The following is a 20,470-nucleotide window of genomic DNA, read 5'->3' as shown; positions in this document are numbered from 1 at the left end:
CCGGACAGACACTTGGTGGGGTGCCAGTGAACTCCCGGATCATCCGGTCATTAGGCAAAAATTGGAGACTGAAAATGAAACTGTTCAACGTGAAGAACCTGATCGCCCGCTTCCGCAACGACGAAGAAGGCGTGACCCTGGTCGAATACGCCATCGCACTGGTCCTCGCCGTCGGCGTGGGTACCGCTGCTCTGTCGACCCTTTCGACGGCGGTTCAGGGCAAGATGGATGATGCGACTGCTTGCATCGACGGAACCGGCGATGGTGATTGCACCGCACCCGCAGTTTAATTGACGCGTCGGCGTCAATCTGACACTGGCCGGCGCTTCGCTAGAAATCGGGGCGCCGGCTAAATTGTGTGGAGTTAACAGAAGCGCCACGTGATTGACGTTTCTAGATTTGAGGACGTGAGTGTAGTCCGTGTGAAATTCCAGATGAAGCGGCGCGAATTGCTGCGTTGTCTTAGTAGAAATTGAAGATCATTGTGATCGTTTCAGAGAAAGGAAGACCAAATGCGCCTCACTGCTTTGCTCACTTTTGTTGCGGGGTTGGCAGTAGCCGGTGGTTCGGCCTATCTCGCCAGCGATTTCTTTCAGAACAAGTATGAACGCGAAGCGGCCGCGGCCAAGGATCTGGCGCTGACCAATGTCATCGTCGCCTCGCAGGATATTCCCTTCGGTCAGACGATCGAAAGCCAGAAGGTGACCTCGATCAAATGGCCGGTCGAGGCGCTGCCGAAAGGCGCTTTTACCTCATTCGACAAATTGCTGCCGTCCGCCGGTCAGCAACCGCGCCGCGCGAAAGCTGCGCTTTACCAGGGCGAGCTGATGCTGGCGTCGAAAGTGTCGGAATATGGTGAGAAGGTCACTATCGTTCAGACCATCGGCCAGAACAATCGCGCCGTTTCGATCAGCGTCTCGGCTGTGACCGGTGTGGGTGGTTTCGTGACGCCCGGCGACCGAGTCGACGTGCTGCTGACGCAGGGTCGCAATGAAGAGCTGAAAACCGTCACCATTCTGCAGAACCTCCGGGTGATCGGTGTTGACCAGACCTCGAACGAGAACGCCGAGCAGGCGCAGATCGCGCGCACGGTGACGGTCGAGGTGACCCCGGAAGAGAGCCAGAAACTCGCGCTGGCGCAGCAGGCCGGAACGCTGAGCCTGGCGCTGCGGACGCTCGACTCGGACGAGGACGGGCCGCTCGAGTCGATCGGCCTCAAGGACGTTCTGCGCGAGCTGTCGCCGGTTCCGGAAGGCACGCCCCTCAAGACGATTACCGTGCGCCGTGGCATCGAAGCGACCGAGGCCGAAGTGCGCTAACGAATTGATTTCAGGAGGATTGTTATGTCTGGTTTCATCAAACGATTTCAAGCGTTTCGCTCGGATGAGGCCGGTACGATCCTGGTGTTCTGGGCGCTGTGTCTGACGGTCGTCTTCGGACTTGTCGCGCTTTCCTTCGATCTGGGTCGCTATGCGATCACGCGGACCGAGTACCAGTCCTTTGCCGACCATGTCGCTTTGGCCGCAGCCGGTGAACTGGACGGGAATGCGGGTGCGATCTCGCGCGCGACCGCGGCGGCAGCGCTTATCTCGGACCGTCAGCATTTCGGTGTCGCGGATGGGGTGCTGACGGGTGGCGAGGATTACACGCTGACCTTCTACACCACGCTGCCCGACAGCGATTTGACGGCAATGACCGCAGTCACGACCGCCGATAGCGAGGCGGCCTATGTGCGCGTTGACGTTACGCCGACCTCGGTCCTCGGCACTTTCGCGAACATTCTCCAGCCCGGTGCGAGCGGGTCTGTCACCGCATCCGCGACGGCGGGCTTTGACACTTGGGCCTGCGATGTCACGCCGCTCATGTTCTGTATGCCGGAGACCCCGCTGGTTGTGGGGAACCAGATCCTGTTGCGTTCGGGCGGGCAGGGGTCCGCTTGGGGGCCGGGCGACTTCGGGTTCCTAGACCCGAGCGACATGAAGATTGACGAGAACGGCCCCTGCGCCGAATACGTCAAGGATTGGGAAGCCGACAAGGTGAACGGGGGTGGGAAGCTTTACGCATGCATCCTGGGCGCGGTTGGCGGGCATAACGCCTGTTTCAAGAAGCGTGGCGTGGACACGCAACCCGGTCAGCGCGTTGGTCTTGGGAACGCGGCGTTCAATGTGCGCTTCGACATGTACGATTCCGTCTTGAACAATGCGAACGACGATCCGGCTTATGCGCCTGCACCGAACGTGATCAAGGGGCTCGTCGGGAACGGAAACGCGGCCTGCATTCAGGGCAAAGAGCAGCCGGCCGGCGTTGACAACCAAGGCGTGGTCAACCCCACGAAACAGTCGATCGCCCTGCCGCGGGATTCCTGCTTCAACACCGCGGGCAGCACCTGCCGTTTTGGCTCCGGTGACTGGAACCGGACGTTGTACAACGACACGAATTATGGCACAGGACCTGGTACGGCCAAGATTGGTCACCTCACCGGGATTGCGGCTGGGACTACGACGTCCGGCTCTACACGGTATGAGTATTATCTCGCAGAGATTGCACACTGGGCTGCTGCGAATAGCATTCTGCCCTCGACCAAGGAAGAGAACGGCCGTCCTACCTGCTCGAAGGCACCCCCCGCGGGCCCTGAGCGCCGTCTGATCATCGCGGCAGGTGTTGACTGCAAGACCAACCCGGTGAGCGGCAAGACCTCGAATGTGCCGGTCGAGAAGTTCGTGAAGATCTTCATCACCGAGCCGGTCGGAAGTGACGGCAGCTCTCCGCCGAGCTTCGATATTTTTGGCGAAATTGTCGATTTTGCCGACGGTTCCGGCGATCAGTCCGGCAAGGGCGGCCTTATCCGCAACATGGTCCAATTGTACAGGTGAGCCAGATGCGCATGAGTTCGAAATTCCGTGGAAAACTGAGCAGCTTTGGCAAAGGCGAAGACGGAGCACAGCTTGTGGAGTTCGCCATTGTCCTGCCGATGATGCTGTTGGTCTTCGCCGTGATCATCGAAGGTGCGCGCATGATGCGGACGTACCAGGCAGTTTCTTCGGGTGTCAGGGATGCCGCGCGTTATGTGGCGCGGGTCGCCCCTGCCAATATCTGTGTTGATACCGGGAGCGCGCAGTCGAAAATCGCGACCTACGACGCGGAGCTGAAGAACATCGTCGAAAAGTCGCAGTTCGATAACGTGCTGTTCCCGTCCGGGGCGACCATTAACACCGTTAGCTCAACGGTCACCTGCCCAACGGGAACCTTCGCAGGCTATCCGCCCGCGATCGTGCAGGTGACTGCCTCGATGACACTGACGTTTCTCTTTGATGACGTTTTCAAACTTATCGGTGGCTCTCTGGACACCTTGAACACGACCGTGGTCGATCAAAGCAGGGTGTATGGAATATGAGCGTGTTTCGCGAAAATAGCGGCTTTCGGGCATTCCTTCGGGATGAGAAGGGCGCGAGCCTTGTCGAGCTTGCGATGGTTCTCGCGCTCTTCCTGCTGATCCTCTTCGGGTTGATCGATTATGGCCGCTACGCGTTTCACTATGTCAACTCGGAGCGCGCCATTCACATCGCGGCCCGAATCGCGGCTGTCCGGCCGCCCGCCTGTGTCGGTGTTCCCGAAACCAATGTTCGGGGAACCTATCCCGGCACGAATTACAGCTATGGCGCCGACTGCAAACAGGCCTTGATCACTGGGCTCTGCGCCAACTATGGCACGATTTCCTGCGCTGGTGACACAGCGAACCCGACGGTCGCGGAAATCTGGCCGCGTCTGGACGCCGTGCTTCCGAATGGCTCGACCCCGCAGAACGTGCGTTTTGCCTACACTTTCGACGAAGAGCTTGGTTTTCTTGGTGGTCCGGCCGTCCCGATCGTCACGGTGGAGCTTCAGAACGTCAGGTTCAACTTCATCACGCCTTTGGGGAAGCTGGCCGAACTTGCAATGGGAACCGGCACTTCAAGCCTCGAGGGCGGAACCGACGATCCCGAACCCGGCATTCGGTTCCCGAGCATGAGCGTCTCGCTTCCGGCGGAAGATCTCAATCACGGTAACGAAGGTTAAATGAGGGACAAGATGGCACTCACAAGTAAATCCATTGTCCTTGTCGCAAAAGACGAAGCGCTGAGCGCCTCGCTGAGCAAGATGCTTTCGGAACTCCCCGGCGTCAGTGTCGAGCAATGCGCCGCGACGATGTCTGAGCTGAACGGGCAGGCGCAAAAGATGGCGCTTGCAAGTGATCTTATCATCTTTCGGACTCAGGACGACACGGACGAAGATCTCAAGGCGCTGAAGGTCATTCAGCAGGCTGGCGGCACCGCACGGCTGCTTGCCCTGAGCGGCGAGGACGTCACCCTTTCGAATATCCGCAAGCTGACGAATGCGGGCGTGGCCGAGGTTCTTCCCGAGAGCGTCTCGGCCGAAGAGCTCGACGATCAGGTGCGCAAGCTGACGATCGGTCGCGGGCTCGCCCTCGCTGGCCCGGCAATCCGCCAGGGCAAGGTGATCACGGTCGCCAAAGCCCGTGGCGGGATTGGCGCGACGACTCTTGCCGTGAATCTGGCCGACCAGCTGCGCGGTCAGAAGGGCCTGTTCCGCCGGCATGATCCGCATGATGTCGTCGTGGTTGATCTTGACCTGCAATTCGGCACCGTCGCCGGTTTCCTGGATGTTGAGCCGAGCCAGGCGCTCATTCAGATGGTGAAGGAAGACACCGATCCGGATGAGACCTTCATCCAGCAGGCGCTTCAGGAAACCAGCACGGGCATCTTTGTTTTTGCGGCGCCGCTTGGCTTTGCGCCGTTGAACGCGCTTCGGCCGCATCAGATCCAGGTGCTGATCGAGCGCCTGCGGTCGCGGTTTGACTATGTCATCGTCGATCTGCCGCGCGCCATGGTCGAGTGGATCTCTCCGGTCCTCGACGCGAGCGACCGGATGTACCTGGTCGCCGATACCTCTGTCCCCTGCATCCAGCAGGCCCGCCGCCTGATCGATTTCTATCGTGAAGAGAACCTCAGCCTGCCTATCGAGGTGATCATCAGCCAGGAGAAGAAGCCGATCGTCATGAACCGTCACCACGTCGAGGCTGCCAAGGCGTTGGAGCGGAAATTCCGGCACTGGCTGCCCTACGACCGTCGCACCGCGAGTGAGGCGGCCGACCGGGGTAGACCGCTATCTGCCATTTCGTCGCGTTCCGGCCTGTGCAAGGCCATCGGGCGTGTAGCTTTTGACCTCATTGCCGAGGCAGGCGCGGGAAAATCCGCCGCCACGACGAATTAACAGGGGGAAGACAATGTTCAAGAATTTCACGGATCGCGGCAAGAAATCGGCCGTTGATGACAAGATCGTCCCCTTCGCGAAAGCGGATGGCTCGGCTGCCGTTGCTGCCAAACCGGTCGAGGCATTCACTCCGGTGGTGACACCCGAGGATGCGGAACTGATCAAGTCGCTCGAACTCAAGAGCCGCCTGCATGACGCGCTTCTGGACCGGTTGAACCTGGCCGTTCTCGACAAGGTGGTTCCGGAGGAGCTGCGCCGCGAGGTTGCCGCGCTGGTGACCGAGGAGCTGCGCGACAGCAATACGCCGCTGCGCACGGATCAGTTCAAGAAGCTGGTCGATGAGCTGCTCGACGAGGTGCTCGGCCTCGGGCCGCTGGAGCCGCTGATCGCCGACCCGACGATCAACGATATTCTCGTGAACGGGCATACCAACGTCTATGTGGAACGCTACGGCGTGCTTGAAAAGGCCCCGGTCCGTTTTCGCGACGAGCGCCACCTGCTGCGGATCATCGACAAGATCGTCTCGCGCATCGGTCGCCGGGTCGATGAGAGCAACCCCTGGGTGGACGCCCGTCTGGAAGATGGCAGCCGTGTCAACGCCATCATTCGCCCCTGCGCCATCGACGGCCCGAGCGTTTCGATCCGGAAATTCTCGCGCAATCCGCTGACGCTGGAGCGTCTGGTGCAAAGCGGTGCGCTGAACGATCAGGCCGCCAAATTCCTTAAGGCATTGGTCGAAGCGCGCATGAACATCCTGATCTCGGGCGGCACGGGCTCGGGCAAGACCACGATGCTGAACGCCATTTCGGCCTTCATCGATCACAAGTCGCGCGTCGTGACGATCGAGGACGCGGCGGAACTGCAACTGATGCAGGATCACGTCGTGCGTCTCGAAACCCGTCCGCCGAACCCGAACGGGCAGGGTGCTGTTCACCAACGCGACCTCGTGCGCAACGCGCTGCGGATGCGTCCCGACCGTATCATCGTCGGCGAGGTGCGTGGCGCCGAGGCGTTCGACATGCTCCAGGCGATGAACACGGGCCATGACGGTTCGATGACCACGGTCCACGCCAACTCGGCGCGCGATGCGATCAGTCGGGTCGAGCAGATGGTGTCGATGATGGGCATGGAAATGCCGCTGAGCGCGATCCGCGCGCAGATTGCCGCCGGCCTGCACATCATCGTGCAGCTCACCCGCCTTTCGGATGGTCGCCGCCGCGTTGTCAGCATCTCGGAAATCACCGGCCTCGAAGGCGACGTGATCACGCTTCAGGACATCTTCGTGTTCCGCAAAAAGGGCAAGACTGAGGACGGCACGATCATTGGCGAGTTCATCCCCACCGGTATCCGTCCGCGCTGCGCCGACGAGCTGATCGCAGCAGGCATTCCGGTTTCGCCCTCTGACTTCATGGTCCCGAGAGGCTGATGCCATGGAAAACCTGTTCCAAAATCAGAACGCGATCTATCTGATCTACCTCGGGATCGGTGTTGGCGTCCTGCTGGTGTTCAGTGCGATGTCCAACCTGATGAGCCGGGGTGAGAACAGCACCGAGGCGCGCAGCCGTCGGATGAAGCTAGTCGCCGCAGGTCAATCGACCGAGGAGCGGCTCGCGATTCTTCGCCCGCCGCCGCGGGTGGGGTTCTTGTCAAAGGTGCCTGTGTTCGGCTCCCTTCCCCAAGATCTGCGCAGGGCCGCCATATCCATGCGCCCGGAAACCTTCCTGGTGTTGTGCCTGGGCTTGGGGTCGCTCATCGCGATATCGCTGCTGCAGTTCGTAGCACCGGTGCTCGCGGTGGTCCTCGGTATGGCAATCGGCGTGTTCATTCCCATGTTCGCGGTGCGCCTGAAGATTTCGCGGCAGGACAAGGCCCTGTTGATGCAGTTGCCCGATGCGCTCGACATGATGTCCCGCGCCTTGAAGGTGGGCCATCCGCTCAGCACCTCCATCGGGACGGTTGCGCGTCAGATGAACGACCCCATCGGGACTGAGTTCGGGATCATCCATGACCAGGTGAGCTACGGCGACGATCTTCCTGACGCCTTTCACGAATTCGCCGAGCGTGTCGATCTGGAAGACGCCTATTACCTCGCGGCGAGTATCGGTATTCAGCATGGCACCGGGGGGGATCTCGCGCGTGTGCTTGAGGTGCTGGCCTCCGTTATCCGTGGTCGGATCACCATGCGCCGCCGTATTCGGGCGATCTCGTCGGAGGGGCGGGCATCCGCCTACTTCCTGACCTGCGTTCCGATCGCGATGTACGCGTTCGTCAATATCGCAACCCCGAGCTATTACGACGGCGTGAGGGAAGATCCGATCTTTCAGCCGATGATGGGCGCGATCGTCATGCTTGTCATCCTGAACGGGCTGATTCTACGCAAGCTCGTCGATTTCAGAATCTGAGGAGGCCGCTATGTTGGAGCAGATCGAGAAATTCGCGGTACGCTACGACCTTTCTCCTGACCTGATCATTGCGCTCGGGATCGGGGTCGGGATGCTCCTCCTCATCTGGGGGGTCTACGCGATCTTTTTCCAGGACGATCATGTCTCGGAACGGTTGGCTGCGGTCGCGGGGGATCGTCGGCATGAGCGGTTCGATATGGGTTTGCTCAAGTCGGCAAACGTGGACCCCGGCGGCTTCATGCAGGCGATCATTTCCGCCGACGGCAGCAAGAAGGGGGAGCTGCAGCGTCGCCTTGAACAGGGTGGAGTCTACGGTCCTCACGCGCTTCGCAACTTCATGCTGGCGCGGGTTACGCTCGCGGTTGTCCTGCCGGGCATTCTGCTGTTGCTGATCGTTGCGTCGCGTATCCCGAATGTCAGTCTGCCTTTCAACCTGTCCCCGACCTTCAGCGGCATGACGTCGTTGAAAGTCTACCAATACATAACCTTGCTGCTCCTCGGGGGCTTCTTTGCACCGAACTACTGGCTCAATTACCGCGTAAACGCACGCCAGCGCAAAATCGAAGAGGGCTTCCCGAACGCCTTGGATTTGCTGCAGATTTCGATTGAGGCTGGCATGGGATTTGACGCGGCAATGACCCGGGTTGGCAACGAGCTGGCGCATAGCACGCCCGAGATTGCTTATGAGTTCCTTACCGTTCAGCGCCAGATTCAGGCGGGGCGCTCGCGCGAGGAGGCCATGATCGACATGGCCAATCGGGTTGGCGTGGAATCGGTCCGCTCCTTTGCGAATGTCGTGGCGCAGTCCATGCAGTTCGGCACGAGCATGGCGCAGGCATTGACGACCTATTCGGAAGACCTTCGTCAGCAGCGTGAGCTGCGTGCGCAGGAAATGGCGAACAAGCTTCCGGTGAAGATGTCCGCTGTCATGGCGTCGTTCATGCTCCCGGCGCTGATCATGCTCTCGATCGGACCGGTCGTGATTCGGTTTATCAGGAACTTCTGAGCGCGCTGAAGCGGTCAGCAGAAAGGGAGAATGCCCTCGAAAATTCCCCGCCGCGCGACGGTCACCCCTGTGGTAAGCTGACACCAGTAACCCCATTTTTTCTTTAGGTTATTCTTGGCAACAGTCTGTTTAGTTGACAGACGTTAGGCTAATGGATGACTCTGGGTGTATATTTATTGTTCAGTGTTGATTTAGCCAGTTGTTGGGAGAGGCCATGGACGCTCTTAGAGCAAGCCGTACGGGCTCAGACAAAATGCGTGTTATCGAAGCGGGCATGATTGGCGCGATTGCGCAGTGGTGCGAGTGCCTGCATGGCAAGGAACCGATTCTCAAAACGCTTGAGATTCTGGCTGTCAGCCTCGATGCCGAGGCTATTGCAATCTCGCGAAGCCCGAAAGACAGCAGCGTTGCGCCGCGTGTGATCGCGTTTGATCGCCGCGCGGCGGATGCGATGGGTGCGCGACTCGATCACTCCTACGCGCGTAGCGTGTTGCGCGACTATTTCGATCGTGCGCGGGCGGGCACCATCTGGTTCAAGTCGATGGTCGAGGACAGCATCTCGCAAGACCTGATGACCTTCCATTCCCGCCGCCATCTGAGCGAGTTGGTTGTCATCCCGCTTGAGGTCGGCGAGCGCACCATCGACACGCTTGAGATCCACTTCCTCGATCGTCCGCGCAATTACCAGCAAGCCTTGCTGAACATGCTGGGCGAGACGCTGACGCGCACCTGGCGCAACCGTGCGCGGGGCCTCTTTACCGAGGCGCTTCTGCGCGTGGAAGAGGCGCGGGCCTCGGTGCAGCCTGGGCCGCCGATCCTCAGTGTTGAGAACCCGGCGCGTCTTAGCCGGGCCGAGTATCGCGTCTGCCTGTTGCTCAGCCGCGGTCGTTCGACCGATGCCGTCAAGGAAGAGCTGCATATCAGCGACTCGACCCTGCGCACCCATCTATCAAACCTCTATGCCAAAACCGGCACGCATAATCTGGCCGAGCTGCTTTATTCGCTTGTCACGGCCGCGCCGTTCGGAGATTCTGGGTCAGGTTCCAGCAAAGTGGCCTGATGAACGCCGGATTACTGCCAATACTGCTGTTGTCGCCTGTCCTTGTTGCAGCGGGCGTCAGCGACCTTCGGATCATGCGGATTCCGAACAAGCTGGTGCTGATCGCACTGGCTTTGTTCGTCGTAACCGCGCCCTTGTTGACTTGGCATGAGATCGGGATGCGCGTCGCGGCCGCCGCGATCGTCTTTGCGATCGGCTTTGCGCTGTTTGTCGCGAAGATGTTCGGTGGGGGGGACGTCAAACTTCTGGCGGCGCTGATGCTGTTCGTGCCGTCGACCGCGCTGATACCGTTTGGCTATATCTTCAGCTTCTCGCTGCTGGTCGGGATCGTCTTTATCGTAGCCCTGCAGGCTTCACCGCTCAGCCGCAAGTTGGATTGGGTCAGCAGCCGGGCCAAGGGCAAGCTGCCGATGGGCATATCCATCGCGCTGGCGGGTATCTTGCTGCCGCTCGTCCTGATGGTCACCGCCTGACCCCGGCGTCGAGACGCCGGGCCAACGGCATTTTCAGGTGCTCAGCGCGCGTAGCACTGCGATTTCTTACCAAAGCCCGCGGGCGAGCAGATCCAGCTGCCCGAGCCGATCGGCGCATTGTAGGCGGCCAGAACCGACTTCTCGGGGCGCGGATTGCGCTTGGCAAGCCAGTCGAACTTGGCGCTGCCTTTGCCCGCAACCGATTTTGCCACGAACTTGACGGTGGGAACGGCGATCACGCCAGCCTGCTCCGCCTGAGCGGATTGGGCGGGCATGAGTGCTAACATACCAGCCGAGACCAGTGCAGCCAGGCTGGCCTGCTTCATCGATTTGATTAGCGACATTTTGCTCTGCCTATCACGAAGTTTCTAACGGCCAACGCCTTTGCCGGAGCGAGGACCAGAAGTCTTTTTCAGGTCTCCGGTTTGGGCAAAAAAAATATACCGGTCAAGCGCGGCGCTACCGGGGCCTTGGGGTGGCGAAACTGTGGCAGGGGAAAATGACAATGCGCGCGGAGGATTGTCCGCGCGCATTCAAGGGTTTAGATTCGTCGGCTCAGATCGGCAATATCTCGCCGGCTGACCCGTGCGTCATTCCAAGATGTGGTTTTTCACACGCCAGTCGGGCTGACCGAAGCCTTCGGGCCAGGGGTAAACCTCTAGCTGGTTGAAATAGACGACACCCACGAGATTCGGATACTCGGGCTTGGTCTTGCGCACCGAGTTGTCCCAGTCGTTCACGTAGCCTTCCTTGCCGACGTAACCGAGTTCCGCGACAACGACGGGCTTGCCGTATTTCGAGGCGCGCTCATAGCGCGGGGCGAAGATCTCGTCGAAGGTCTGGTCGTGGCCGATCTTGGCCTGATCCCATGCCTGAAGGCCAAAGACCGTCAGGCCGATCAGGTCGGCGTAATCGTCGCCCGGATAGTAGTCGTCCATGTCCTCATTGCCGAGCGGCGACCACATCAGGGTGATGTTGGGCGCCGAGGCCTTGCAGACATCGACCATCCGCTTGTAGGCGGCGACGTAATCCTCCGGCTTCCAGCCCGACCAGATGAACTGACCGCTTCGGTCGTCCATCTCGTGCATGAATCGCAGCGTGACCGGGCTTTTCAGCGTGCCAAGCACATCGCAGACTGCCTTCATGTTGGGATCGTATTCACCCGCGAAAATCCCGCGCCGCAGATATTGCGCGGTGTTGCGCTCGCTGCGCGACCAGGTCCAGGGCTCCAGCGTCACCAGAAGCGCGCGATTGCGTTCGAGCGCATAGGCATCCGCATCGTTGAGCGAGGGCAGATAGACGTCTTCCCAGGGCAGGAAAAGCTCCTCGATCACGACCTGCTTGTCGTCGATGAAATCGCCATCCGGGTCATAGACCCCGAAAGGCACGTCGCCGGGCGGGGCAGCGTGAACGGCTGCCGCCGTAAATACGGCACCCAGCACTGTCGCGAGTGCCGATGCCACGCCTTTGCGTAAGCCGCCGCTATGTCCTCTGAGTTCCATGTTTCACCTCCACTGGCCGAACTGGCCAATTGCCTCCCACAGTTCCGGGTTGAATCGGAACCGAACCTCGCCCGGCTTGCCCATGCCCGCGCCGGACACAACGTATTCTGCTTGCGTGACGCCCACCGGCGACAAACCATAGATGAGCGCTTGCAGGCTCTCTTCGCCGCGCATCCACAGCGCGGTTCCGGTCAGCAGGGCGATTGCCGTCAATGTCCCGGTCTGGGCCATGATCGCCCGACGTTGCTGGCGCCAGTCGATCCGGTTTTCGATCAGGTGGCGGACAATCGTGACCGCTACAAGACTCAAGTATAACATAGTGTTGACGAGAGAGAGCAAATAGAAGCCGCGCGCTTCTGTCACACCTCCGACAGCGATCACCGGAACAAGTGCGCCAAGCGCCAGAAGTGCATAGACGGCCACGATTTTCCCGGGTAGCCGGGCCGAGGCCGCTGTGCCCTTTGGGGTAATCCGAAAATCGACGAAACGGCCGGTGAGCCGGTCGCGCACCGCCATCACGCAGCCCCAGACCACCCAGGGCCATTGCAGGGTCACGAACAGCGCCTTTTCCCAGGCGATCACCTTGGCCTCGCGCGGGCGGAAGAACCCGTCGCGGCGCATCGAATAGGCGAAAACGATCATCGCCAGCACAGCTGGCAGCGAGTGCCCCAGAAACGCCGGGTAGGTCACATCCGCGATGCGGATGTCGAAGGTCACCGCGATGATCGGCACCAGATACATCATCGCCATGCTGATCGCGAAGAACACATACCACGTCTGGCACAGCAAGAAGAGCAGCTTCAGCCGTAGCGGCATGGTGCGCAGGTATCGCGGCGTGTAGCGCAGCAGCAGGCTGAGCAGGCTGCGCGACCACTGAAACTCCTGCGTAACCAGATCGGGCAGGTTCGCCGGGCCGTCGCCCATGGCAATCGCGTCGATCGCATGAACGCCGCGCCAGCCGCCCGAGGCCATCAGCATCGTGGTCGAGTGATCCTCGGCCAGTTCCGGGCCAAGGCCACCGACCTGTTTCAGCGCCGCCGTGCGCACCGCGTAATGCGAGCCGATGCACATGGGCGTCAGAACGCCCGTATAGCCCGCCTGAAAGACGCCGTGAAACGCGGCCTCGGAGTAAAGCCGCGTGCGCGCCGACCAGCTTTGCGCAGCATTCGCGCCGCAGATCGAGGGCGCCGAGACATACCCCACCGCAGGGTCGGCGAAGGGGCGCAGCATCGCGCGCAGGTAGCCCGGCTGGGGGACGTGATCGGCGTCAAGCTGGCTGACGATGTCGTAATCGCGATACCCCCATGTGTCGTAGAAGTAGGCTAGATTGCCTTCCTTGCAGCGGGTGCGGCGGGGCCACTCGGCGCGGTGATAGGCCTCGATCCCCTTGCGCGACGAGATCTTGACGCCATGCGTCGCGCACCAGGCGATGGTTTCCGAGGCCGGGTCCTCGTCGGCCAGCCAGGTGTCATGCGGGTAGTCCTGCGCCAGCATGGCCTCAAGCGTGCGGCGTACCACCTCGAAGGGCTCGGCCGGGGTCTTGGTGACGATCATCGCGACGCGCCACTGGCCGGGCTGCGGGTTGGGGGCGACGCTGCGGCGGGCCTGCAGGAAGATCAGCACGAAATAAAGCTGCATCCCGTAGATCCAGGCCATCGCGCCGGTCACGATGGCAAAACGCCATACGCCGATCACATGATCGGGGCGCAGCCACCATGCCCAGAACCACCCCGCCGCGATCAGCCACCCCCCCGCGATCAGGTGATACTTGAACGCGCGCCATCCCGTTGTCAGCGGGGCAAGAAAGGGACGCTCCTGCGTGGGCGTCTGATGCGAGGGCAGGGGCTGGTGTTTCATCTCAGCCGTCCCTGGAGTGGCCAAACCACGGGGCCGCATGGGCGGCGATCTCCTCCAGATCACGATATTGCGCGGTGAATCCCAACACTTCGGCGGCGCGTGCGGGGTCGGCGGTCAGCTCGGCCGGGTCGCCCGCGCGGCGCGGGGCTTCGGTCAGCGGCACCTTGCGGCCCGTCGCGCGTTCAACCGCTGCCACGACCTGGCGGACCGATGCGCCAATGCCTGTCCCGAGGTTCAGCGCGAGGTTCTCGCCTCCGCGCGCCAGATGCTCCAGCGCCAGCAGATGCGCGCGCGCCAGATCGGTGACGTGGATGTAGTCGCGGATGCAGGTGCCGTCTTCGGTCGGGTAATCGGTGCCAAAGACCTGCAAGGGCGGGGCCTGGCCGGAGGCTGCCATCAGCGCCAGCGGCAGAACGTGGGTCTCGGGGTCGTGGCGCTCGCCGATCTCGCCCTCGGGGTCGGCGCCGGCCGCGTTGAAATAGCGCAGCGCGGCAAAGCGCAGCCCATGCGCCGCGGCGGCATCGCGCAGCAACCATTCGCAGATCAGCTTGGTGCGCCCGTAGGGGTTGATCGGGCGCTGCGGCGCATCCTCTCGGATCGGCAGGGTGTCGGGCGTGCCATAGGTCGCGCAGCTGGACGAAAAGACGATCTGCCCGACGCCCGCCTGCCGCATGGCATTCACAAGCGCGATCATCCCGCCCACGTTGTTGCTGTAATAGGCTTCCGGCGCCGTGACACTCTCGCCGACATAGGCGAGGGCGGCGAAATGGATCACCGCCTCGATCCGATGCTCGCGCAGGGTCTGCGTCAGCAATGCCTCGTCGCGCATGTCGCCCGCGACCAGCGGCCCCCATCGCACCGCATCCGCATGGCCGCGCGACAGGTTGTCATAGACAACGGACGTGCGCCCCGCCTGATGCAGCGCCTTGCAGCAGTGAGAGCCGATATAGCCTGCGCCGCCGGTGACAAGGATTCGCCCTGGTAGGCCGTCGCTCAAGCAGATCGCTCCTTCGTGCGGGCGCTGCGCAGGATCTCCTCGCGGAAATAGGCCAGCGTGGGCACAAGCCCCTCGCGCAGCGAGACCTTGGGCGCCCAACCCAGCAACCGGATGGCCCGCCCGATGTCGGGGCAGCGCTGATGCGGATCGTCGCGCGGCAGGTCGCGATAGGTGATGCTCGCGGGCGAACCGCTCATCTCAAGGATCATATCGGCGATTTCCAGCACCGTATATTCGCCGGGGTTGCCCAGATTGACCGGGTCGGGGCCTGCGGTGTCGGTGTTCATCAGGGCAATCAGCCCGTCCAGCATGTCGTCGATATAGCATAGCGAGCGCGTCTGCTTGCCGTCGCCGTAAACCGTCAGCGGCAGCCCCGAAAGCGCCTGAACCGAGAAGTTCGAGATCACGCGGCCATCCTCGGGGTCCATGCGTGGCCCGTAAGTGTTGAAGATGCGCGCGATCCGGACGTCGGTGTTCCGGCGCAGGTGGAAGTCGTGAAACAGCGTCTCGCTGGCGCGCTTACCCTCATCGTAGCACGAGCGCGGGCCGACGGTGTTCACCAGGCCGCGGTAATCCTCGCGCTGCGGGCTGATGTCGGGGTCGCCGTAAACCTCGGAGGTTGAGGATTGCAGGATGCGCGCACCCTTGCGCCCGGCAAGCTCAAGCAGGTTGATCGCCCCGATTACCGAGGTCTTGAAGGTGTGCACCGGGTGCAACTGATATTTCGGCGGCGAGGCCGCGCAGGCGAGATTGTAGATCTGCGCCACCGGTCCCTTCACGTCGAAGGGCTGCACGATGTCGTGCAGAAAAAAACTGAACCCGGGGCGACCGATCAGATGGGCGATATTTTCCATCCGTCCGGTCTCGAGATTGTCGATGCAGACAACACATTCGCCCGATTTGACCAGCCGTTCGCAAAGATTGGAACCAATGAATCCCGCGCCACCTGTGACAAGAATGTGGCCGCGCCCAGCAATGGCGCCGGGTCCAGGATTGAAGGTTGGAAGATTATTCATGACTACCCTCTCAACCGAAGCCTCTGCGCGGCGGCACTCTGTCAAAGCCGGGTGACGTCCGAAAAAGCCTCTATTTCAAAAGCATATACAACTTTCCTCAGTATCGCTTTGAGACTGCGCAAGTTATTCATATAACGTCGATAAATATTATGGAATGCTTGGTAAAATATGCGCTGGAATGTGCGAAGACCTATCCAAAAGGATAGTATTTGCTTCGCGCGCGCGTAAGGGTTGGTGAAAAATACGGCGATTTGATGGCGCAAAAATGGGCAGCGGTTATTACCGATTCTTGCGACTCAGGGGCGTAGCTCGGAGCTGGCTGCACGCATTTGCAGGATCTGCCGCAGCGCCTCCTGCGGGGGGATGGTGGCGAAAATGTCGGCCATCATCCTCAGGTCGGCGCTGATCCCGGCACGCCAGCCGCGCTTGGAATGCTTCATCGGGCTGGCAACCTCCGGCCAGCGCACCACGCGCAGGCGCAGCCGGTGATGCAGCCACAGCCGGTTCATGAATACCTCAAGTCCGAAGCGGGGCAGTTCCGTCAGAGCCTGTAGCTGTGCCGCAAGTATGTGGCGCGGCAGCACCCTCTCGCCCGAGATGTAATCGAGCCCGATCAGCCGCCAGGGTGCAGGAGCGTTCCCGCGCAGGCTGATCGTGGCCTGAACCGCGCCGCTGCACACGGGCTCGATCAACGCGCTCAGGGCGTCTGGCGTCAGGCCAAGCAGATCGGCGTCGAGCAGCAACAGATGGCTGCCGCGCGCGGCGGCGATGCCGGCCACCACGGCGCGGGTCTTGCCGCCATTGGGCGACTGGGTCAGCACCCGGACCCCAAAGCCAGCGGCGATCTTGGCCGTGTCATCCGAGGAGCCATCGTCGATCACGATGACCTCGTCGATCAGCGGATGGTTCGCGACGGCTGCCAGAACCTGCGCAATGCGCGGCCCTTCGTTATAGGCGGGGATCAGACAGCTCAGCGTGAAGGGATCGTGGGTCATGCAGGTCTCTTGCGGGCGCATTGGCGGCTGAGCCAGATCGCGCCGATCAGTAAGGTGGCGACAAGCAGGGCGAGCGAGCCGCGGAAGATCCAGCCCTCGATCTGGCCGTAGGCGGAGCCGAAACCGTAGCCCAGGGCGACGAAGAACAGGCTCTTCGGGATCGAGGCCATCAGATTCACCCAGAGGAACCGCCAAGTGTTCATCCGGGCCACGCCAGCCGCGATCAGGATGGCGGCCCCCGCGCTATGGGTCCATTTCCCGAAGATCAGGATGCGTGCGCCCTTCTTGCGGAATTGCCCCGCCAGCAGTTCCAGCCGGGCAGGGCGCAGCCCGAGACGGCGCAGAACGCCCTGCGGCAGATGTGCAAGGCCCCATCGCCCGAGCGCATACCAGATCAGATCACCGATCAGATCGGCCAGAACCACGACCAGCGTGACGCGCCACAGATCCAGCAGGTGCTGGCTGGCCAGCCAGGCCGCGATGACGGTAACGATTGGCCCCTCGATCACGGCAATCGGCGCGACAAGCGTCAGCCCGTGCTTCGAGATCAGCGCGATAACGGTCTCAAGTCCGATCATAGCGGGTGTTCGCTCGGCACCATCTTGGTCCCGCGCCAGTCGAAATTGCGCGACCGCCAGGTGACGACCCAAAGCGCGGGCAGCATCGCGTCGCGGATGACGAATGCCAGCAGATCGCGCGCGCGCGAGGGCCAGCCCGCCACGCGCGCCAAGAGCCACTCGGTGCCATACCAGATCAGCGGCAGCACGGCGGGCACCCAGCCGGGCAACGCGCCCGTCAGCCACAGCGCGAGGCTTAGCGCCAGCGGCAAAAGCGGGCCTTGCAGGATCTCGGCGGCGAAAAGCAGGACAAAGCCATCGCGGCGCACCTTGGACCAGCGCAGCTGGCGCTGCCAGATCGTGCTGGCCGTGCGCTTGCCGATGGGTTGGGCGAAAAGCGCGCGGGGCAATCGCACTCGCAGCCCCTGTTCGCGGATGAATTTCGTAGCGGCCACGTCCTCGGCCATGTTGCGGCCAAGGGCCTCCAGCCCGCCGCCCCGGATCAGGATGTCGCGGCGCCAGAACAGTGTCTTGCCCTGCGCGAACCCGAGCCCCACGGCGTCGGCCGCAAGTTGCCAGCGCGCCTGGCAGGTGTTCAGGAAGGCACACTCGACCGCGCCCCAAAGGTTCTCGGGGCGGATGCCGGCCGGGGGCGCGCTGACAAGGCCGGTGTCTTCCTGCCAGGCGGCCACGAGGTCGCGCAGATAGGTGCGCGGCAGCAGAAGGTTCGAGTCGGCCATCGCCAGCCAGTCATGGCGCGCGGCGGCGATGCTCTTTTGCAGGTTATTCAGCTTGGGGTTCGCGGTGATGCGATCCTCGCCGATCAGAAGGCGCGCCTCGGTGCCCGGATGCGCGGCAATCAGGTCTCGCACCAGTTGCACGGCGGGGTCATCTTCATGCGCGGCGCAAAAGATCACCTCATAGGCCGGGTAATCGAGCCCGAAGGACGAGGCCAGTGTCTCGGCATCGAAAGGGTCAAGGCCGCAGACCGGGCGGATCAGCGTGATCGGCGGCAGGAGCGGAGGCGCCTCGGGGGGCGCGGGGCGGCGGTAGCGCTGCCCTGCCAGCAGCGCGGTCAGCAGGTGCAGGCCGAGGGTGAGTGCCAGACCGAATGCCAGAAGATAGGTCATGCCAGTTGCTCCCGCAGGTCGCTTGCCGGGATCGCCTCGGGCGACCATTCCAGCAGTTGCAGGCGGCCGTCTTCGCCCTCGATCAGGGCGGTCATGCTGTCTACCCAATCGCCGCAGTTGGCGTAGATCACGCCGTCTTCCTCGCGCAGGGCGGGCTTGTGGGAATGGCCGCAGATGATGCCGTCGTGGCTGGCCGCGCGTGCCAGGGCGCGCAGGCGGCCCTCGAACCCGTCGCCCATGGCCAGCAGGTGATTGATGCCGGCAAGCGCGATCTGGATCAGGCTGCGCTCGCCCTCGGACAGGTTGCGGCGACGGCGCAGCCACTGGTCGATCCGCCGCAAGAGCGCATCGCAGCGGCTGCCGATCCGCGTCATCAGGTGCCAGCGCAGGATGCGCATGTCGCATTGATCGCCATGCAGCACGAGGTAGCGCCGCCCGTCGGCGGCCTCGTGGGTCACGCGTTCTGCCACAGTCAGAGCGGGCAGCGGGCGGGGGAAGTTCACCCGCATCTCGCGGTCGTGGTTGCCGTAGAGATAGATCACCTCGCGCCCGGCGGCGACCTGCGCGCCGAACCAGTCGATGATCGCGTCATGCGTCTCGCTCCAGAGCACGGCGGCGGGGTGCCAGATGTCGAGGATATCGCCGACAAGGTAGATCCGCTGCGCCTCGACGCCCTGCAGGAACTCGAGGATGCTGGCCGCGCGGGAGCCGCGTGCCCCCAGATGCAGATCCGATATGAACAGGCTGCGTGCGCTGAGCTTGGGGGAGGCGGCGTGCTGCATGGCGAGGCTCCGTCTGATTCAGCCTCAGCTATCGCAACTTGCTGTATCGGGAATGTGACGCACCCCCCAGATCGGGTTATTTGCCGTCCATGACCTTATAATAGTGGTAGGCCATGATCAGCGCGAGCCGCCGCGCGGGCCCAAGCTCAAACCGCTTGGGCGGGGTGCGGTAGAAATCGGGCAGGGCGGTTTCGCGCCCAAGCGCAAGATCGGCCATCTGCGCGCCGCACCAGGTTCCCATTGCAACCCCGTTGCCGTGATAGGCGAACGATGCAAACGCGCGCGGCCAGTCACCGATCTGGCCCACGAAAGGCACCAGATCGCGCGCGAGGTTCGCCAGACCCGACCAGAACCAAGGCGCCTCGACCGCGCGCCAGGCGGGAAACATGGTGTCGAAGTCGCGACGGATCTCGCGCCGGATCGCGGCGTGGTCGGCGGGCGTCCAGCGCACGCCGCCGCGCATCCCGAACAGCATCTGGCGGTTCGGCATCAGGCGGAAGTAGTGCAGTAGGTTGCGCGAGTCATAGGCCATCAGGTCGCTCGACCAGCCCTGCGCGGCGATCTCATCGTCGCTCAGCGGCCGCGTGACGATGACCGAGCTTTGCACCGGCAGATAGCGCGCGCGCATCCAGTCTGGCAGGTTGTCCGAGGAATATCCGTTCGTTGCCAGAAGGATATGTCGCGCCCTTAATGTGCCGCCCGAGGTGCGCAGGACATAGTCTTCGCCCGCGCGGGTGATCTGTTCCACCGTGCTATGGGCATGGATACGCCCGCCAAGCCGGGTGACGGCCTCGGCCAGGCCAAGGACGTATTTGCGGGGGTTGAGGCCGAAGCCAAGCCGTACATGCAGCGCGCCGTGCATTCCCTGCGCGGCCAGCCCTTCGGCGGCCAGCTCGGTCGGGCCGATCAGGCGCGTCTCGCAGCCCAGTTCGCGCGCAAGCGTCGCAGCCTCGGCGCGCATCTCCTCGAAGGCGGCGGGGCGGTGGGCCAGTTGCACCTCGCCTTCGGAATGACGGTCCAGCTCGATCCCGTAGCGCGCGGCAATATCGGCGACCGTCTCGATCGAGGAGACCTCGGCGGCGCGGTGGCGCGCAAGTTCGTCGGCGCCGTAGCGGCGCAGCAGCGTCGCACCGCTGGCCTTGGAGCCGCCCATGCAGCAAAACCCGCCATTGCGCCCCGACGCGCCCCAGCCTGGCGCATGCATGTCAAGCACCGCCACATCCACACCCGCCTCGGCCAGACGCAAAGCGGCGGAAAGGCCGGTGAAGCCGCCGCCGATCACGGCAAATTCGACCCGCGCCTCGCCTGCAAGCGGCGCGTAGTCAGGCGCTTGCGGGGCGGTCGAGACCCAGTAGCAGCCGTCAAGCGACTGCGCCGCATAGGCAGCCGGTTCGTAGATGTGCTTCAGCATGAGATCACGCA

Annotated in this window: 22 protein-coding genes; 12 read left to right on the top strand and 10 right to left on the bottom strand. The window is 62.5% G+C overall.

Annotated features, from left to right (window positions below; genetic code table 11):
• Nucleotides 1-74 precede the first annotated feature (74 nt).
• The 11 genes from KTQ37_RS04280 (at nt 75) to KTQ37_RS04230 (ending at nt 10,212) form a co-directional block, all read left to right on the top strand.
• Nucleotides 75-290 carry a Flp family type IVb pilin gene (locus tag KTQ37_RS04280; protein WP_218629232.1) on the top strand — a complete coding sequence of 72 codons (216 nt, stop codon included), beginning with the start codon at nt 75-77 and terminating at the stop codon, nt 288-290.
• 222 nt (nt 291-512) lie between these two features.
• Nucleotides 513-1,319, top strand: coding sequence for a Flp pilus assembly protein CpaB (cpaB, locus tag KTQ37_RS04275; RefSeq protein ID WP_218629231.1), 807 nt, complete (start codon nt 513-515; stop codon nt 1,317-1,319).
• A 24-nt stretch (nt 1,320-1,343) separates the two neighbouring features.
• Complete coding sequence (locus tag KTQ37_RS04270; RefSeq protein WP_218629230.1) at nt 1,344-2,873, top strand: Tad domain-containing protein; 1,530 nt, start codon at nt 1,344-1,346, stop codon at nt 2,871-2,873.
• A gap of 11 nt (nt 2,874-2,884) precedes the next feature.
• The gene (locus KTQ37_RS04265) at nt 2,885-3,394 is read left to right on the top strand and encodes a TadE/TadG family type IV pilus assembly protein (RefSeq protein WP_236021065.1); all 510 of its coding nucleotides are present in this window, start codon (nt 2,885-2,887) and stop codon (nt 3,392-3,394) included.
• On the top strand, nt 3,391-4,056 hold the full coding sequence (locus KTQ37_RS04260; protein WP_218629228.1) for a TadE/TadG family type IV pilus assembly protein: 666 nt from the start codon (nt 3,391-3,393) through the stop codon (nt 4,054-4,056). Before KTQ37_RS04265 ends, KTQ37_RS04260 begins: the two co-directional genes overlap by 4 nt.
• 12 nt (nt 4,057-4,068) lie before the next feature.
• Complete coding sequence (locus KTQ37_RS04255) at nt 4,069-5,271, top strand: AAA family ATPase (protein ID WP_218629227.1); 1,203 nt, start codon at nt 4,069-4,071, stop codon at nt 5,269-5,271.
• 13 nt (nt 5,272-5,284) lie between these two features.
• Nucleotides 5,285-6,697 (top strand): CpaF family protein, encoded by a 1,413-nt coding sequence (locus KTQ37_RS04250; RefSeq protein ID WP_218629226.1) that lies wholly within the window; start codon nt 5,285-5,287, stop codon nt 6,695-6,697.
• Nucleotides 6,698-6,701: 4 nt separating this feature from the next.
• Complete coding sequence (locus KTQ37_RS04245; RefSeq protein WP_218629225.1) at nt 6,702-7,673, top strand: type II secretion system F family protein; 972 nt, start codon at nt 6,702-6,704, stop codon at nt 7,671-7,673.
• Between the two features lie 10 nt (nt 7,674-7,683).
• On the top strand, nt 7,684-8,679 hold the full coding sequence (locus KTQ37_RS04240; protein ID WP_218629224.1) for a type II secretion system F family protein: 996 nt from the start codon (nt 7,684-7,686) through the stop codon (nt 8,677-8,679).
• Between the two features lie 253 nt (nt 8,680-8,932).
• Nucleotides 8,933-9,739, top strand: a complete 807-nt coding sequence (locus tag KTQ37_RS04235; RefSeq protein WP_218629223.1) for a helix-turn-helix transcriptional regulator — start codon at nt 8,933-8,935, stop codon at nt 9,737-9,739.
• Nucleotides 9,739-10,212 carry an A24 family peptidase gene (locus KTQ37_RS04230; protein WP_218629222.1) on the top strand — a complete coding sequence of 158 codons (474 nt, stop codon included), beginning with the start codon at nt 9,739-9,741 and terminating at the stop codon, nt 10,210-10,212. The genes KTQ37_RS04235 and KTQ37_RS04230 overlap by 1 nt, the downstream gene beginning before the upstream one ends.
• 41 nt (nt 10,213-10,253) lie before the next feature.
• On the opposite strand, the gene KTQ37_RS04225 is transcribed toward KTQ37_RS04230, so the two are convergent.
• The 5 genes from KTQ37_RS04225 to KTQ37_RS04205 form a co-directional block, all read right to left on the bottom strand.
• Entirely contained in the window at nt 10,254-10,556 is a 303-nt protein-coding gene (locus tag KTQ37_RS04225) for a hypothetical protein (RefSeq protein ID WP_218629221.1), read from the bottom strand.
• 246 nt (nt 10,557-10,802) lie between these two features.
• Nucleotides 10,803-11,714 (bottom strand): glycoside hydrolase family 26 protein, encoded by a 912-nt coding sequence (locus KTQ37_RS04220; protein ID WP_218629220.1) that lies wholly within the window; start codon nt 11,712-11,714, stop codon nt 10,803-10,805.
• A 3-nt stretch (nt 11,715-11,717) separates the two neighbouring features.
• Nucleotides 11,718-13,571, bottom strand: coding sequence for a glycosyltransferase family 2 protein (locus tag KTQ37_RS04215; protein ID WP_218629219.1), 1,854 nt, complete (start codon nt 13,569-13,571; stop codon nt 11,718-11,720).
• 1 nt (nt 13,572) lies between these two features.
• Entirely contained in the window at nt 13,573-14,568 is a 996-nt protein-coding gene (galE, locus tag KTQ37_RS04210) for a UDP-glucose 4-epimerase GalE (RefSeq protein WP_218629218.1), read from the bottom strand.
• Nucleotides 14,565-15,476, bottom strand: a complete 912-nt coding sequence (locus tag KTQ37_RS04205; RefSeq protein ID WP_311201862.1) for a GDP-mannose 4,6-dehydratase — start codon at nt 15,474-15,476, stop codon at nt 14,565-14,567. The genes galE and KTQ37_RS04205 overlap by 4 nt, the downstream gene beginning before the upstream one ends.
• On the opposite strand from KTQ37_RS04205, the gene KTQ37_RS16925 reads away from it, so the two are divergent.
• On the top strand, nt 15,405-15,719 hold the full coding sequence (locus tag KTQ37_RS16925) for a hypothetical protein (RefSeq protein ID WP_328799696.1): 315 nt from the start codon (nt 15,405-15,407) through the stop codon (nt 15,717-15,719). The genes KTQ37_RS04205 and KTQ37_RS16925 overlap by 72 nt on opposite strands.
• Before the next feature lie 161 nt (nt 15,720-15,880).
• Here KTQ37_RS16925 and KTQ37_RS04200 read toward each other — a convergent pair whose 3' ends face one another.
• From KTQ37_RS04200 to KTQ37_RS04180, 5 genes are all read right to left on the bottom strand, one after another.
• The gene (locus KTQ37_RS04200) at nt 15,881-16,579 is read right to left on the bottom strand and encodes a glycosyltransferase family 2 protein (protein WP_218629216.1); all 699 of its coding nucleotides are present in this window, start codon (nt 16,577-16,579) and stop codon (nt 15,881-15,883) included.
• On the bottom strand, nt 16,576-17,157 hold the full coding sequence (locus tag KTQ37_RS04195; RefSeq protein ID WP_218629215.1) for a DedA family protein: 582 nt from the start codon (nt 17,155-17,157) through the stop codon (nt 16,576-16,578). The genes KTQ37_RS04200 and KTQ37_RS04195 overlap by 4 nt, the downstream gene beginning before the upstream one ends.
• Complete coding sequence (locus tag KTQ37_RS04190; RefSeq protein WP_218629214.1) at nt 17,154-18,266, bottom strand: ceramide glucosyltransferase; 1,113 nt, start codon at nt 18,264-18,266, stop codon at nt 17,154-17,156. The genes KTQ37_RS04195 and KTQ37_RS04190 overlap by 4 nt, the downstream gene beginning before the upstream one ends.
• Nucleotides 18,263-19,048: a UDP-2,3-diacylglucosamine diphosphatase gene (locus KTQ37_RS04185; protein WP_218629213.1), complete on the bottom strand. Its 786-nt coding sequence runs from the start codon at nt 19,046-19,048 to the stop codon at nt 18,263-18,265. The genes KTQ37_RS04190 and KTQ37_RS04185 overlap by 4 nt, the downstream gene beginning before the upstream one ends.
• A 76-nt stretch (nt 19,049-19,124) precedes the next feature.
• The gene (locus KTQ37_RS04180) at nt 19,125-20,459 is read right to left on the bottom strand and encodes an NAD(P)/FAD-dependent oxidoreductase (protein WP_236021064.1); all 1,335 of its coding nucleotides are present in this window, start codon (nt 20,457-20,459) and stop codon (nt 19,125-19,127) included.
• Nucleotides 20,460-20,470: the final 11 nt, after the last annotated feature.

Source organism: Sedimentimonas flavescens, from assembly GCF_019264375.1.
Taxonomy (GTDB): Bacteria; Pseudomonadota; Alphaproteobacteria; order Rhodobacterales; family Rhodobacteraceae; genus Rhodobacter; species Rhodobacter flavescens.
This window is presented reverse-complemented; position numbering and strand designations above follow the sequence as displayed.

Coding starts and splice junctions, on each gene's coding strand:
- cpaB (WP_218629231.1), top strand. CDS start 513: ATGCGCCTCACTGCTTTGCTCACTTTTGTTGCGGGGTTGGCAGTAGCC.
- KTQ37_RS04185 (WP_218629213.1), bottom strand. CDS start 19,048: ATGCAGCACGCCGCCTCCCCCAAGCTCAGCGCACGCAGCCTGTTCATA.
- KTQ37_RS04235 (WP_218629223.1), top strand. CDS start 8,933: ATGCGTGTTATCGAAGCGGGCATGATTGGCGCGATTGCGCAGTGGTGC.
- KTQ37_RS16925 (WP_328799696.1), top strand. CDS start 15,405: ATGGGCGATATTTTCCATCCGTCCGGTCTCGAGATTGTCGATGCAGAC.
- KTQ37_RS04255 (WP_218629227.1), top strand. CDS start 4,069: ATGGCACTCACAAGTAAATCCATTGTCCTTGTCGCAAAAGACGAAGCG.
- KTQ37_RS04215 (WP_218629219.1), bottom strand. CDS start 13,571: ATGAAACACCAGCCCCTGCCCTCGCATCAGACGCCCACGCAGGAGCGT.
- KTQ37_RS04270 (WP_218629230.1), top strand. CDS start 1,344: ATGTCTGGTTTCATCAAACGATTTCAAGCGTTTCGCTCGGATGAGGCC.
- KTQ37_RS04200 (WP_218629216.1), bottom strand. CDS start 16,579: ATGACCCACGATCCCTTCACGCTGAGCTGTCTGATCCCCGCCTATAAC.
- KTQ37_RS04225 (WP_218629221.1), bottom strand. CDS start 10,556: ATGTCGCTAATCAAATCGATGAAGCAGGCCAGCCTGGCTGCACTGGTC.
- KTQ37_RS04265 (WP_236021065.1), top strand. CDS start 2,885: ATGAGTTCGAAATTCCGTGGAAAACTGAGCAGCTTTGGCAAAGGCGAA.
- KTQ37_RS04195 (WP_218629215.1), bottom strand. CDS start 17,157: ATGATCGGACTTGAGACCGTTATCGCGCTGATCTCGAAGCACGGGCTG.
- KTQ37_RS04180 (WP_236021064.1), bottom strand. CDS start 20,459: ATGCTGAAGCACATCTACGAACCGGCTGCCTATGCGGCGCAGTCGCTT.
- KTQ37_RS04230 (WP_218629222.1), top strand. CDS start 9,739: ATGAACGCCGGATTACTGCCAATACTGCTGTTGTCGCCTGTCCTTGTT.
- KTQ37_RS04240 (WP_218629224.1), top strand. CDS start 7,684: ATGTTGGAGCAGATCGAGAAATTCGCGGTACGCTACGACCTTTCTCCT.
- KTQ37_RS04250 (WP_218629226.1), top strand. CDS start 5,285: ATGTTCAAGAATTTCACGGATCGCGGCAAGAAATCGGCCGTTGATGAC.
- KTQ37_RS04220 (WP_218629220.1), bottom strand. CDS start 11,714: ATGGAACTCAGAGGACATAGCGGCGGCTTACGCAAAGGCGTGGCATCG.
- KTQ37_RS04190 (WP_218629214.1), bottom strand. CDS start 18,266: ATGACCTATCTTCTGGCATTCGGTCTGGCACTCACCCTCGGCCTGCAC.
- KTQ37_RS04245 (WP_218629225.1), top strand. CDS start 6,702: ATGGAAAACCTGTTCCAAAATCAGAACGCGATCTATCTGATCTACCTC.
- KTQ37_RS04280 (WP_218629232.1), top strand. CDS start 75: ATGAAACTGTTCAACGTGAAGAACCTGATCGCCCGCTTCCGCAACGAC.
- KTQ37_RS04260 (WP_218629228.1), top strand. CDS start 3,391: ATGAGCGTGTTTCGCGAAAATAGCGGCTTTCGGGCATTCCTTCGGGAT.